Raw genomic sequence first — 14,619 nt, 5'->3', positions numbered from 1 at the left:
TGTGATGCTTTTCTGCTTTATAGAATTAAAGACTTCTAATTTGTTTTAGCTTTGCTTTCCACATTTCCAAATCTTCTTTATGTTTGTTTATACTTTTCTCTACTTCAAGAATAAATGGATTATTTTTTTTAGCACTGGTAATAAACTGAATGTTATTTTCTAACTGTAAAATCTCACTTTGTACTTCATCAATTTTTCTGATCAGAAATATTTTTTCATTTTCAAGTTTTCGAGTGTCATCCATTTCAACCAATTGATCCATTCTATTATTGAATTTAACCATTTCAGTATCTTTTTTACTTAAGCTTAATTTGTCAAATAAAGCATCAAGTATTTTATTGAATTTTCCTTCAATATGTCTTCTTGCAAAAGGAACTTTACCGAAGCTTTTCCATGTTTCAATATGAGCCTTGATAGCATCAAGATCTGTTTTATGGTCACCTGTCAATTCAAATTCTTTTAAAGTATCAATGTAGGCTTTCTTTTTATCAAAAGCTTCTATCTCTTCTTTATTTGCTTCATTTTTCTGAGTATGAAGTTTGTCGAAATAGTGGTTACAGGCTGTTTTGAATTCTTTCCAGATCTTATCAGAATATTTTCTCGGAACATGTCCTATTGCTTTCCATTCTTCCTGAATCTGTTTCATTACAGGCGTTGTAGTGGCAAAGTCTTCACTGTCTTGTAATGCTTTTGCTTTTTCAACCAAAGCTGTCTTTTTATTAAGATTTTCCTGTTGCTCTTTTTTAATATCCTTGTAGAAAGAATTTTTTAAAGAATTAAAATCTTTTACTGCTGTTTTAAATGCAGCCCATATATCTTCATTTATTTCTGCCGGAACTTTACCGGCATTAAAAAAAGCAGTTCTTAAAGTTTCGATCTTTTCAATCTGTTCTTGCCATAAAGCATGTGTATTTACTTTTTGAGTAGCCAGAACTTCAATTTGAGCGATAATCTCTTGTTTTTCCTTCAGATTTTCTACTTCAAGTTCTTTTTGTTTTTCAAAAAGAACTTCTCTTTTGTCATGTATTTGTTTTGTCAGATTACTGAACTTTTCCCAAATTTCATTTCTGTGTTCTTTTGCAACAGGTCCGATCTCTTCTTTCCAAATTTTATGTAAAACCTGTAGTTCTCTGAACGCTTTACTTATATCTTCTTCGCTTAAAAGTTCTTGAACACGGTCAATAATTTTATTTTTTAACTCTAAGTTATGTTTAAAATCCAGATCACGGGCTTCTCTGTCCAGATGTAAATAATCATAGAAATTTTCAACATGAAAATGGTAGTTATTCCAGACATGATTGTATTTGTCTCTTGGGATTGGTCCTGCATTTTTCCAACGATCTCTTAATTCATTAAATTGTTTAAGAGTATCTTTTATGTTTTCTTCAGGATTGATCAGACCTTTTAACTCTTCAATGATCGCTAATCTGTTTTCCAGATTATTTTTTAAGTTGGTCTGCAAATTTTTAAAGTGTACATTTTTTTTATCTCTGTAGTGATTATAGATGGTGTCAAATTTTGTTTTTACAGGCAAATGATATTCAAAGTCAGTAGAGTCTCCATCATTTTCATTTGTGTACTCTTCTTTTTTTTCTTCAATAAAATGATTATATTTTGAAGTAAATTCTTTTTTTATTTCTTCAATATGATCTTTAATAGACATGATTTTCTCATTACTAACTAATTTTTCAAGTTCAGTTGTAAGTTCATCCATACTCATTGTTTCATAATTGAGCATAGGTATATTATAACGATCTACTAGCGTTTCGTCCTCATCTTCTTCAGCGTTAGAATTTTCAATTGATTCAACTGCTTTCTGGTTTTCAACTTTCAGGTTGTCTTCTGTTTCGTACAATTGATCATTCTCTATTTCCTGTAGATTGTCATTTTTTTCGTCTAACATTTTTAAAATGTTTAAGGTTCATATTTCTCTTTATTTCCGAAAGGTAATAAAGGTGGAGCAAAATTCAAAGGAAAATAAATGAATAAATTCTTTTAAAAGAATTTTATTCATGAGAAATCAGCAATATTAAATGTAAATTTATTTATATTAGAATTTTTTATTCCAAATTTCCCATGATTTTTCAGCTTGAAAAGCAAGCATATCCATTCCGTTTTTAATAACCGCACCATTTCTTTTAGCTTGTGTCAGGAAAAGTGTTTCTTCAGGATTATAAATCAGATCATAAGCAATATGATCCGGAGTGAAATAATTATAAGGAATAGGAGGACATTCATTAAGATTAGGAGACGTTCCCAAAGGTGTTGTATTAATTATGATCTGATACTCATGAAATACATCCTGATTTATTTCAGTATAATTCAATTCATATTCTGATGGATTTCGGGAAACAAAATCATATTCTATTTTTAGTTTCTTAAGAGCATAAGCAATTGCTTTTGATGCCCCTCCGGTACCGAGGATAAGTGCCTTTTTATGATGTTTTTTTAATAATGGTTTTAATGATTTCTTGAAGCCATAAAAATCACTGTTATATCCGATTAGTTTTCCTTTTTTTGATATTCTGATCGTGTTTACAGCACCTATTCTTTTTGCATTTTTTGATAGTTTGTCTAAATAAGGTATAATTGCTTCTTTATATGGGATAGTAACATTAAGTCCTTTCAATTCAGGGTTTTCTTCAAGAATGTTTGGGAAAGAATCAATCATGGGAATATCAAAATTATAATAAAAATGATTTTCCAGTTTTTTGTTTTCAAATTTTTCTGTGAAATATTTCTTTGAAAAAGAGTATCCTATATTTCTGCCAACTAAGCCAAATTCTTTTTTTATTTTTTGTTTATCTTTCATAATAGGTAGATAATTTTATTTTATACTTTAAAGAATAAACCGAATAATTCAATTTTAGTGATTAGATATAAAAAATGCAACTAAGCCCCTATAGGGATTAGTTGCAAATTAGCAATTATTTTAGAATCGTTTGATAAAAAATCGTTAAGATTTTTTATGTTTCTTTATGTAATCCTGAACAATTTTTTTAGTCCATATAGCAGGAAACAAATCTTTCAGAATAAGATAGTTTTTAAAATCTATTCTTAATCCGTTATTTAAATGAAATTCCCCACCTGTATCGTTGTTCAGCATGAAATTTAATCCGGCTAATCGATATTCAAGTTCATAATTATCAGGGAATTTTTCGCTTGCTAGTAACAAGGTCTGAATAGCAGCATCAAACTCACCTAAGAACTGTAATGTACTTACCCATGACAACCATGTATCTAACTGATAATCTCCGTATTCTACAGCTTTTCTGTATCCCAGTTCAGCTTCTTCAAAGAGATGTATAGCCTGATTGATAGTTGCATATCGTCTCCAGTATAATTTATTTTCATTATCAATACTTAAAGCTTTGTTTACGAAATAAAGTGCTTTCTGGAAGTTTTTCTGACGAATATAAAAATCAGTTATGGCTATCCAGGCTTTATCAAGTAAAGGATCTTCATGTACTGTTTTATTAAAATATTTTAATGCCAGAGTTTTTTTACCTAATTTCTCATAACATTTACCGATACGTAATAAAGCAAAAGAAGTTGGGTCATCTAATTTGGTTGTTACATTATAACTTTCTATTGCTTCTTCATATCGTTTCAGTTTTTCAAGTGATTTTGCTTTTTCAAGAAAGGCACCAATGAAATGTTCATCAATTAATGTGGCAAATTCGAAGGCCTTTAATGCATTAGAATAGTCTTTTAAAGTATAATATTGTCTTCCTATCTGGTGCCATGCTACTTCACTGTAAGGATTGTTATCAATGAAGTTGTTTAAAAAGTCTATAGCTTCCTGATTTTGATCTAAAAAATCAAAACAATAAACGACATTATATAATGCAGAATAATCATCTGTGTCTTCTTCTAGGCATAGGATAAAGTTTTCTTTTGCTAATTCTAATTTATCCAGAAAAAGGTATTCCATACCAATCAGAGAATAAACATCAGCGTAGTCATCAGTATAGTTTAAAGCAATTTTCAGTAATTCAACAGCTTTTTCATGATTATCTTTTTTAGAGTAGATATTTGCTTTTTGGATATAAATTTCTTCATTTGTAGGCTCGATAGCATACAATTCATTCAACATTTTCTCAGCAATTTCAAGTTTGTCTTCATACACAAGCATCTCAATCTGAACTAACTTCAAACCTGTCGATTTAGGGTGTTGTTCAAGTGCTAACTTTAGTGCTTTTTTCGCCAAATTATTTTTTCCAATATCCAAATAATGAAGAATTATATTTTCAAATTCTTCAGAATCAAAGAATAGAACCTTGTTTGTTTTTAACATAGATTCAAATCTTGATAAGGATAAATTATAATCTTCTTCTTCTTGGCTCAAATTCATACTCGGTGTTTTTAATTATCCTTTAATAAAGTTAGGAAACGTTGCTTGTAATGGCGGTGTTATATTTTAATTGTTGTGAACAATTTAATTAACAATTTTTGATTAAACCAAGGTTCTTCTTCTGAATAAAAAATCTTTTTATATTAAGACATTTCATCTAAAACTTCATCCATAACATTTAATAATATGGTACAGCCTTCTCTGATTTCCTGTTCAGAAATAGTCAGTGGGGGCGTTATTCTGATTGCACAGCCTTCAAAGAGTAACCAAAACAGGATTAATCCTCTGTCATGGCATTTCAGGATAATTTTAGTCGTGATCTCAGCACTTTCTGTCATTGGTGCAATCATTAGCCCTTCCCCTCTTATTTCTTTAATCAAAGGATGTACCAAAAGGGATCTGAATAGTTTTTCTTTTTCATGAACCTGTTCCATAAGTTCTGTTTCGGTAATTTCCTGTAAAGTAGCTAAGCAAGCTGCAGCAATGACAGGATGTCCGCCAAAAGTGGTAACATGACCCAATTTTGGATTATCGCTTAATAAATCCATATGTGCTGTAGATGCTGTAAAAGCCCCTACAGGCATTCCTCCACCCATTCCTTTTCCCATAACAATAATATCAGGTACAATATCATAATTCTGAAATCCGAATAACTTACCTAAACGACCAAATCCCGGTTGTATTTCGTCTAATATCATCATGGCGCCAACTTCATCACAACGTTGTCTTACTTTTTTAAGGTAATTATCGTGTGGTTGAATAAAACCGGCACCTCCTTGAATGGTTTCTAAAATAACACCTGCTGTTTTTGTTGTTATTTTTTGTAGATCAGCTTCATTATTGAAAGTAATAAATCTTACATCGGGGATTAGGGGTCTGAAAATTTGTTTTCGTTCTTCAAATCCCATTACACTCATGGAACCCATTGTGTTTCCGTGATAGGCATTATTGCATGAGATTAGTTCACTTCTTCCTGTGATACGTTTTGCTAATTTAAGAGCGCCTTCTGTAGCTTCAGTTCCTGAGTTTGTCAGATAGGTTTTATCCAGAGGTTCGGGTAAATGTGAAGCTAGTAATTTACATAGATGTACGGAGGGATCTTGTGAATATTCTCCATAAACCATTACATGTAAATATTTATCCAGTTGATCTTTTACAGCTTTTACGACTCTTGGATGTCTGTGTCCGAGACTACAGGCTGAAACACCAGCGACAAAATCCAGATATTTTTTATTATTTGTATCATAAATATAACTTCCTTCTGCATGTGAAACATCCATTCCGAGTGGGTGAGGAGATGTTTGTGCCTGGTATTTGTAAAAATCGGATGTATTGTTCATTCTTTTATTCTTTTATAAAACAATGCTTGTAAATTATTGTTTTATTATATTTTTTCTAGTTTTGCAATCTAAAATCTTTATTTTGTTTTAGATTTTTCTTTTTCTTTAGAGGTTAGATTTTCCTTATCATAATTTAAAGTTTCTTCACGAATTTCCATAGGAGTATTGATCTCTTCTGATTTTCTTTTACTTTCTTTTACTATTTGTTCATGAAGAAGGTTTTCTTCTTCACTGAATATGTCTTCTTTTGTTCGTATTCTTTCGTCACCTCTCCAAATAAACCCTCTTAATTTTCGGGCATTTTCAGGGAGATCTTTTTCAGGGTAGATTTCTCCTTCCGGTAAATCATAGAAAGTAGTGGATTCTATATAATTGTTATTTATTGTAAGGTTAATCCTGCTACAAACACTTTTGTTTATTCCGAAAAGTTCATGATTTTCTGTATAGGAGTAATAAATTACTTCTGTGTTTTTTATAATATCCACTTCATGAAGTTTATTCTCTTCGAATTTTCCGTAAAGATTAACCCCTTTTACCTGATTGTAGCCTTTGCCAATTGTATCTTTTTCGACCAGAAAAGCATTGTTCAGGACTTTAAGAGAATCTAATTTTTCAGTAACATTGTTTGAGATTAAATGCATAACATCACCTGTCATCTGACTTTCTCCATTCCATAATACCGGGTTTTTGATTAGTTGTGTAAGTCCCGTTCTCTGATTAGAGTGTAATGAATCACATTTACCACTCATATCGGTTTTATAGAATTTCACATCATTAAAAGCACGGATTACTCTGTTATCCGGTTTTCCTGTAACCATTAGTATTTTACCATGTATATAAATGGAATCATTATCTACCAGATTAATGGCAACTGCTCTTTTAGTAATATACAGGGAATCCTGATTTCTGTAGACCTCACCATAATGACCTTTTACAATTCCTTTATTTATAGAATCTGTTATTTTGACATTATTAGTTGCAGAGGCGAATTCACGATTTCTGTCATAATAAAGACTATCACCTTCAATTAACCGATTTTGATATTTTATATACGACTTTTTTACTAAATGAGCTAAGTTCTTTTTAGTGTCATAAAATCCTTTTTCCGTGTAGATAAAATTATCTTTTCCTGTAATCGTTGATGGTCCAAAAAGATAAGCATGACCTGAATTGGTAAAATAGTCTAAATGATTGGTCTGAATTACATAACTCGGATTGGTTACTGTTACCGCGGTCAGGAATTGAAACTTTTTCTGAGCGACATAATAACGACCTGCTTTACTGGTTAATATATTTTCTTTATCTTTTATAGTTCCGTAAGAATTATAAAAAGCTTGTTGAATGTTCCTGTCAAGATGGATAGTATCTGTTGTTAGTGTCATTTGAGGGTCTCTCATGACAACACTTCCTGCGGCTACTGCCAGTTTAGTATCTCCATTGTATTCTGCATATTTACTGTTCATGTATAAAGTATCTCCCTGTACCATTTGTACATTTCCGAAAGCTTTGATTACATTCTGAGTTTTGAAGTAGTACGCTTTATTACAGGTTAAAATGATGCCGTCATGGGAAACTTTTACATTTCCGGATAGGATAGAGGCTCCTGGTATTTCACTTTCATTAGAATCGGCAAAATCGGAATGTTCAATCACAATTGTCTTTTTTTCCTGAGCAAAGACTGTAAAGGAGCTAAAAAACACCAAAAAGGTAACGATAAAAATATATATTTTATTCAAGGTAAAGCTAATTTCTGCCAAATTTAGGTAAAATCTTAAAATGATATTTTTTATTAAGGTTTATTTATAAATCAATCTGGCTTTTAAACGAAAAATAGCGCTCTGAAAAAATTCAAAGCGCTATAAAAATTTTATAAAACAGACTATTTATGAATAGTTTGTTTCCTGTCCGGACCTACAGATATTACTGTAATCGGTATTTCAAGTTCTTTTTCAATAAACTGAATATATTCTTTTAATTCTGTTGGTAACTCATCATATGTTGTCATTTCTGTCAGGTCTGCTTTCCATCCCTTTTTCTCAGTATAGACAGGAGTAACGTTTTCAGGTTCAATATTGTATGGTAAATGAGTTATTTTTTCTCCTTTATACAAATATTCAGTACATACTTTAAGTGTTTCAAACCCAGATAAAACATCCCCTTTCATCATCATCAGCTGTGTAACACCATTAACCTGAACAGCATATTTTAAAGCGACTAAATCTAGCCAGCCACATCTTCTGGGTCTTCCTGTTACAGCACCAAACTCATTTCCGATCTTAGCCATTGCCTGACCTGTTTCATCAAATAATTCAGTAGGGAAGGGACCACTTCCTACTCTTGTAGTATAAGCTTTAAAAATACCATAAACTTTACCTATTTTATTAGGAGCAATTCCCAGACCGGTACATGCACCGGCAGCAGTGGTGTTTGAAGAAGTTACGAAAGGATATGTTCCAAAATCAATATCCAGAAGTGATCCTTGTGCGCCTTCTGCTAAAATAGATTTTCCTGCTTTTTGAGCCTGATAAATATATTCTTCACTATCAATAAAGGTTAGCTTTTTTAGTTCGTCAATAGCTTCAAAGAATTCTTTTTCTAATTCAGCTAAATTATATTGGATAGCAACATTATAGAAACTGATTAAAGCTTCGTGTTTATCAGCTAGAGCCCTGTAACGTTCTTTAAAATCTTCTAATTCTATATCACCGACTCTAAGTCCGTTTCTGCCTGTTTTATCCATGTAGGTAGGACCGATACCTTTTAGAGTAGAACCTATTTTTGCTTTCCCTTTTGATGTTTCTGAGGCAGCGTCAAGTAAGCGATGTGTTGGTAAAATAAGGTGTGCCTTTCTTGAAATAATTAATTTTGATTTTATATCAAGATTAAATTTAGAAAGTCCTTCTATTTCTTTTTGAAAAACTACCGGATCAATTACGACTCCATTTCCGATAATATTTATTGATTTATCATGGAAAATTCCAGAAGGGATTGTTCTTAATACATGTTTGATTCCATCAAACTCTAATGTGTGTCCTGCATTAGGTCCACCTTGAAAACGAGCAATAATATCGTATTTTGAAGTAAGAACGTCAACAATTTTTCCTTTGCCTTCGTCACCCCACTGCAATCCTAGTAGTAAATCTACGGTCATTATATTTATTATTTGTTGGTTGTTTTTTTGTTGCCGTAAAGATATAAAGAATGGTTGTGAATTTCAATATCAAAAATATCTTCAATTGTTTTTTTAATACTTTGAATACGCGGGTCACAAAATTCTATGACTTCTCCTGTGTCTGTCATAATTATGTGATCATGTTGTTTATCAAAATAGGATTTCTCGTAGTGAGACTGATTTTGGCCAAACTGGTGTTTTCTCACTAAAGCACATTCTAATAATAATTCAATAGTATTATATAATGTTGCTCTGCTCACACGATAATTTTTATTCTTCATTTTGATATAAAGAGATTCAATGTCAAAATGTTCTTCACTGTCATAAATCTCTTGTAGAATAGCAAAACGTTCAGGAGTTTTTCTATGTCCTTTGTTTTCAAGATATTTTGTAAAAACATTTTTTACAATTTCCTGATTCTTAGTATTGTCTGTCGTTATCTGTGTCATAATTATTGCAAAGATAAAGCTAATTTTTATAAACTCGTGTTACTTTGTCAATTCCGTCAATTTTTTTAATATTTTCAATTAGTCTTTTTAATATGGTGTTATTCTGTACAATAACAACAACTTGACCATTAAAAACACCGGCATCTCCACTTAGAGATATGCTTTGAATATTTACATGCATATTGTTTGAAATGACTTTTGTTAATTCGCTGGTTAATCCTAAAGTATCCATTCCCATGATTTTCAAAATAGCTTTAAAATCCTGTTGAGAAGAATCAATCCATTTTGCCGAAATAATTCGGTAAGCATAATTAGACTGTAAGCTGATGGCATTTGGGCAGTCTTTTTTATGTACTTTAATTCCTTCATTGATGGTTACAAATCCAAATACATCATCACCAGGGATCGGATTACAGCAACTGGATAGTTTATAATCAAGTTTGTCCTGTTCTTTTCCAAAGACCAGCATGTCATAATTTTTACTGACTTCTTCTTTCTGGATTTGTTCCGGTTGCGTGCTAGGGGTGCGTTTTATTTTATTTTTGAAAAAGTTAATGAACGAATTGCTTTTTTGGGCTGCAAAATCTTTTAACTGCTGGTTATCTATTGTACCAATACCAATGCGATAGAAGAGGTCTAAACTGGTTTTTAATTTAAAGAAATTAACAAGTTCATTAACAGATTTTTCGTTTAGAACGATTTTCAGATGTTTCAGCTTTCTGGTTAAAAGTTCTTTACCGTCTTCCGCTATTTTTTTTGTATCTTCATTCAGAACGTTTCTGATCTTGTTTTTGGCACGTGAAGTAGTAACATAATCAAACCAGTTGGCAGAAGGTTTCTGATTAGGGGAGGTTATGATTTCTATCTGATCCCCACTTTTCAGTTCATAGTTTAAAGGTACAAGTTTTCCATTGACACGGGTACCTCGTGTATGAATTCCGACTTCAGAGTGTATACTGAAAGCAAAGTCCAGTGAAGTGGCTCCTTTAGGCAAAGATTTGATTTCACCTTTAGGCGTGAAAACATAAATTTCTTTGGAATACAAGTTTAGTTTGAAATCTTCTACAAAATCTACAGCATCACTTTCGGAATTTTCAAGAGCTTCTTTAAGTAGATTCAGCCAGGCTTCCATTCCATTTTCTTCTGTGCCTCCATTTTTATATTTATAATGTGCTGCGTATCCTTTCTCTGCAACTTCATCCATGCGTTCACTTCGTACTTGAACTTCGACCCATCTTCCTTTAGGTCCCATTACAGTAATATGCAAAGCTTCATATCCTGTAGATTTAGGTGAAGAAATCCAGTCTCTTAAACGATTAGGGTTAGGTCTGAAATGATCTGTTACAATGGAATATATTTTCCAGGCAATGAATTTTTCTTCATTCAGAGGTGCTTTATAAATAATTCGAAGAGCGAATTTATCATATACTTCATCAAAACTTACATTTTGAGCCTGCATTTTTCGGCGAATGGAATAAATAGATTTAGGACGTCCTTTTATGGTGTAATCAATATGTTCTTTATCCAGAGATTCTATCAGTATGTCAGAGATATTCTTGATATAAGCATCTTGTTCCTCTTTAGTCTCTTTCATTTTACTTACAATATCATTGAATACTTCAGGTTCAGTATATTTTAAACCTAAATCTTCTAATTGTGTTTTAATATTGAAAAGACCTAAACGGTGTGCAAGAGGAGCATAGATATATAATGTTTCGGAAGCGATCTTAGCCTGTTTATAATCGACCATTGATTCCATGGTCTGCATATTATGAAGTCTGTCAGCAATTTTAATTAGAATCACACGAACATCATCATTTAGGGTCAACAGCATTTTACGGAAATTTTCCGCTTGCATTGAAATATTCTGATCTGTTTTTACCTGTGCTATTTTCGTTAATCCATCAACGATTTGTGCAATCTTTGGATTAAACATTTTTTCAATATCCTGTACCGTGATCGGAGTATCTTCTACTACATCATGCATAAGAGCGGCGGCAATAGAAGTCGCTCCCAAACCTATTTGTGAGGCTACAATTTTAGCTACAGCAATAGGGTGGAAGATATAGGCCTCTCCGGATTTACGTCGTTGATCTTTATGAGCTTCAACTGCTACATCAAAAGCTTTTCGGATGAGTTTTTTATCATCATCTGTTAAAGTCTGATAACTAATACGTAATAATTCTTTGTATTCCCGGGCAATAGCCTTGTTTTCTTGTTCTATATCGATCTCTGTCATACGTAATTCTAACTTTGTATGAAAGTTAGAATAAAGAATTGAATTCTGCAAGCACATTTTTGGTTTGTTATGCTGCTTTATTCTTTAAATTAGTTTAGTATTGAAAAAGCAGAAGTTTAATTCAAGACCAGAAAGTGTAATGTGTCTCTTTTTAAACCATATTAAATTTAAAATTTATAAAAAAAAACCTTCAAAAAAATTGAAGGTTTAAAAACAGTATTTTTAAAAATTACATTCTGTTAGAAGATCCGATCATTCGATTGAATTGCTCTAATATTTTAACAGGTGTTCCGTCAGGTACTATCATACCTCGATGAAATTCATGTGTATGAATTACTTTTTTAAGTTCTTTCGGGTCATTAAGAATCTGCTGAAGAGTTCTACACTGTGATACATAACTTTGTGCATCATTCTTAAAAGAAGATAATAAAGAGATTCTTCCAAATTCTTTTTTTAGTTGTTCTTCATTTTCTGCCTTTTCTGTAAAAGCTAAAAAGTCAGAGCTTACTTTACTTGCCAGAGTTTTTACTTTTTCTTTATCCAGTTCTGATATAGTGTAAATATCTTTTGTAGTAGTATATTCTAAGAATTCTCTGGAAGAATCTATAAACATAGCTTTAGCATATGATATTTCGTATCCGTTCTTTTTAAAGTTTTCTAATTCATTTTCTCTTACTTTTTTCTGATAAATAGCAATTCCTTCTTCTATTAAAAGGTCTAAAGCATCAAAATTTTTATAATCTTCAAGAATTAGAGGATACAGCTCTTTTGCTTTAGCATAATCATCAGACAAATATTCTTTGATCGAATTATATTCATATAGTTTATTAACATTTTTTTCTAAGGACTTATAAACTTTAATCTGTTCTTTCATGTCTTTATCCAGTTTACCAAAGTCGGGAGACAGGCTTACTTTTTCTTCCAGTTTTTTCATTGGATAAAGAGACAAAGAGCTAATTGAAATTCCGTGTTTATCGGTAGGGACACCTGTTTTATCTACGCTTTCAAAGTAATAGTTCATTGATTTGTAGAGATTGTTTTTCTGATTTAAATAATCAATGTAAGCATTGAATTTATCAATTCCTTCTTTGCTCATCAGATCATTTTCTGAAGTTGCAATTTTAGCATCTTTAGTTTGTGTATCAGATGATCCGTTTTCATTTTTAGGTTTACAGGAAAAAAGAAGTAAACTTGTTATAAAAAAGAGTAGTGTTTTCTTCATGATATAATGTATTAAAATTTCCACAAAGTTAATTTAATAAGATAGGATATCTATGTAGTGAAAAAGTATTTCTAATTTCTCTGTTTTTATCTAAAAAAGGAACTAGAAATATGTTTTTTAAGTATCGTTAAAGAATATACAGAATAAAATTACTTAATTTTTTTAGTGATAAAAATTGTGTTTTTAGATATATTTCAATGAAAAACAGCTGGATTTATTTAATAAATAGTTTTTATGAAGATAATTGATAAATTAAGTAATGTTTTTTAGTCTATTTTATTCGGTTGAAATCTAGATCCTGAAAATCATAGCTAAAATCAGTTAATGGTGATATTGGTTTCATTTTTATGTTATGAGCCTGTCCTTTTTCATTAAAAGAGAAAATTACATAAGCGTCTGCATTAAAGCTACGATTGGTCCATTTAACAATGAAGGTATTGTCTTTATAAAAAAATAGTTCTCCTGATAGTCTCGGTGAACGTTTGGACTCGAACCATAATTTTCTTTTATTCTGACTAATGATTATTTCACCCAGCCAGTTATCTTTATAGTAACCTGTAATTCTATTAGGGTTTATTTTCTGAGTATTTATTTTCTGTTGTTTTGCAATTTTGTCCCAGACTTCTTTTGTGATTAGGTCTGCTTCTATTTCATCTTTTTGAACCCTTTCTTTATATTGTTCCATATAGTCGATCGGTTCAATTCCTAAATAACTGTCTTTTATAGTGTTTGTAATAACTGTAAAAGCAGCTCCGGATTGTTGGTTTGTAAATATAGCAATTCCAAGTTTTAATTTCGGTAAAATAGTAATCTGTGTCGTCATTCCATCAAGACCTCCTGTGTGCATTGCCTGTTTATATCCTTTTACATCGCTTAGATTCCAGCCCAGTCCATAAGCACTGAAAAGAGTATTGTAGGGGTGAGTAGTAACGGAGGGTATAATGGTTTGCGGAGTCCACATTTCTTTATGTTCTTTCTGACTGAATATTCTTTCTTCCGGATTTTCTCCATATTTTCCTTCATTGATCTGTGTGATAATCCATTTGCTGATATCGGTAACATTTGCATAAATTCCGGCAGCAGCATTGAAAGGGGTATTTCTGTAACGATCTATAACCCGAATTTTTCCATCAATAGGAGCATGGGGTGCAATTACATTTGAAGTATCTTTTAATCGGGTCCATGATGCAGCACTGTTTTTCATTTGTAAAGGCTGCATAATACGTTCTTCAACAAACTCTTCCCAGCTTTTACCGCTTACTCTGTATACTACCTCTCCAGCTACAACATATAACAGATTATCATAATCGTATTTTGTACGAAAATTGGAAACGGGTTTTAAATAGCGTAAATTATGTATAATGTCAGCTGTTGTAAAATTACTTTTATCAGGCCATAACATTAGGTCTCCGGCTCCTAGTCCCAGTCCGCTGCGATGTGTCAACAGATCCCGAATGGTGAATTCCTGTGTTACATAATCATTATACATCCTGAATTCAGGAATATATTGAATTACTTTATCATCCCAGTTTAGTTTTTTTTCATCTACCAGAATAGCTAATGCTGCGGAAGTAAAGGCTTTACTGATAGAGGCTATTCCAAAAAGAGTGTTTTCATCTACTTTTTCATTTGTAAGAAGAGATTTTATACCATATCCTTTAGCATGGATTATTTCTCCATCTTTTATAACAGCGATGGCAATTCCGGGAACATTAAATGTAGAAAGAGTTTTTTCTGCTAAAGTATCGATCTGTTGTGAAGTGATTTGTGCTTTTAATGTATTAAAAGAGATACTGAAAAACAGAAAGAACAGAGTTGATAATAATATATTTTGTTTTTTCAT

Annotated in this window: 10 protein-coding genes; all 10 read right to left on the bottom strand. The window is 31.6% G+C overall.

The annotated features are described in order from the left end of the window. Positions 1-25: 25 nt before the first annotated feature. The 10 genes from AC4FQX_RS01775 to AC4FQX_RS01730 all read right to left on the bottom strand — a co-directional run bounded on the left by AC4FQX_RS01775 (position 26) and on the right by AC4FQX_RS01730 (position 14,619). Complete coding sequence (locus AC4FQX_RS01775; RefSeq protein ID WP_491165946.1) at positions 26-1,903, bottom strand: DUF349 domain-containing protein; 1,878 nt, start codon at positions 1,901-1,903, stop codon at positions 26-28. 147 nt (positions 1,904-2,050) lie between these two features. Next, complete coding sequence (locus tag AC4FQX_RS01770) at positions 2,051-2,812, bottom strand: shikimate dehydrogenase family protein (protein ID WP_491165945.1); 762 nt, start codon at positions 2,810-2,812, stop codon at positions 2,051-2,053. A 144-nt stretch (positions 2,813-2,956) separates the two neighbouring features. Then, on the bottom strand, positions 2,957-4,354 hold the full coding sequence (locus tag AC4FQX_RS01765) for a tetratricopeptide repeat protein (RefSeq protein ID WP_491165944.1): 1,398 nt from the start codon (positions 4,352-4,354) through the stop codon (positions 2,957-2,959). A gap of 143 nt (positions 4,355-4,497) precedes the next feature. Then, the gene (locus tag AC4FQX_RS01760) at positions 4,498-5,694 is read right to left on the bottom strand and encodes an aspartate aminotransferase family protein (RefSeq protein WP_491165943.1); all 1,197 of its coding nucleotides are present in this window, start codon (positions 5,692-5,694) and stop codon (positions 4,498-4,500) included. 77 nt (positions 5,695-5,771) lie between these two features. Then, the gene (locus AC4FQX_RS01755; protein ID WP_491165942.1) at positions 5,772-7,430 is read right to left on the bottom strand and encodes an OstA-like protein; all 1,659 of its coding nucleotides are present in this window, start codon (positions 7,428-7,430) and stop codon (positions 5,772-5,774) included. Positions 7,431-7,573: 143 nt separating this feature from the next. Then, entirely contained in the window at positions 7,574-8,845 is a 1,272-nt protein-coding gene (locus AC4FQX_RS01750; protein ID WP_491165941.1) for an adenylosuccinate synthase, read from the bottom strand. A gap of 8 nt (positions 8,846-8,853) precedes the next feature. Further along, entirely contained in the window at positions 8,854-9,315 is a 462-nt protein-coding gene (locus AC4FQX_RS01745) for a Fur family transcriptional regulator (RefSeq protein ID WP_491165940.1), read from the bottom strand. Between the two features lie 19 nt (positions 9,316-9,334). Further along, on the bottom strand, positions 9,335-11,554 hold the full coding sequence (locus AC4FQX_RS01740; RefSeq protein ID WP_491165939.1) for a RelA/SpoT family protein: 2,220 nt from the start codon (positions 11,552-11,554) through the stop codon (positions 9,335-9,337). 229 nt (positions 11,555-11,783) lie between these two features. Continuing rightward, positions 11,784-12,776: a DUF3829 domain-containing protein gene (locus tag AC4FQX_RS01735; protein WP_491165938.1), complete on the bottom strand. Its 993-nt coding sequence runs from the start codon at positions 12,774-12,776 to the stop codon at positions 11,784-11,786. Positions 12,777-13,047: 271 nt separating this feature from the next. Then, complete coding sequence (locus AC4FQX_RS01730; RefSeq protein ID WP_491165937.1) at positions 13,048-14,619, bottom strand: serine hydrolase; 1,572 nt, start codon at positions 14,617-14,619, stop codon at positions 13,048-13,050.

It is taken from the genome of Flavobacterium sp. AK-301, from assembly GCF_058310215.1.
Note: the sequence above shows the minus strand (reverse complement) of the source record. Positions and strands in the feature narration are given on the sequence as shown.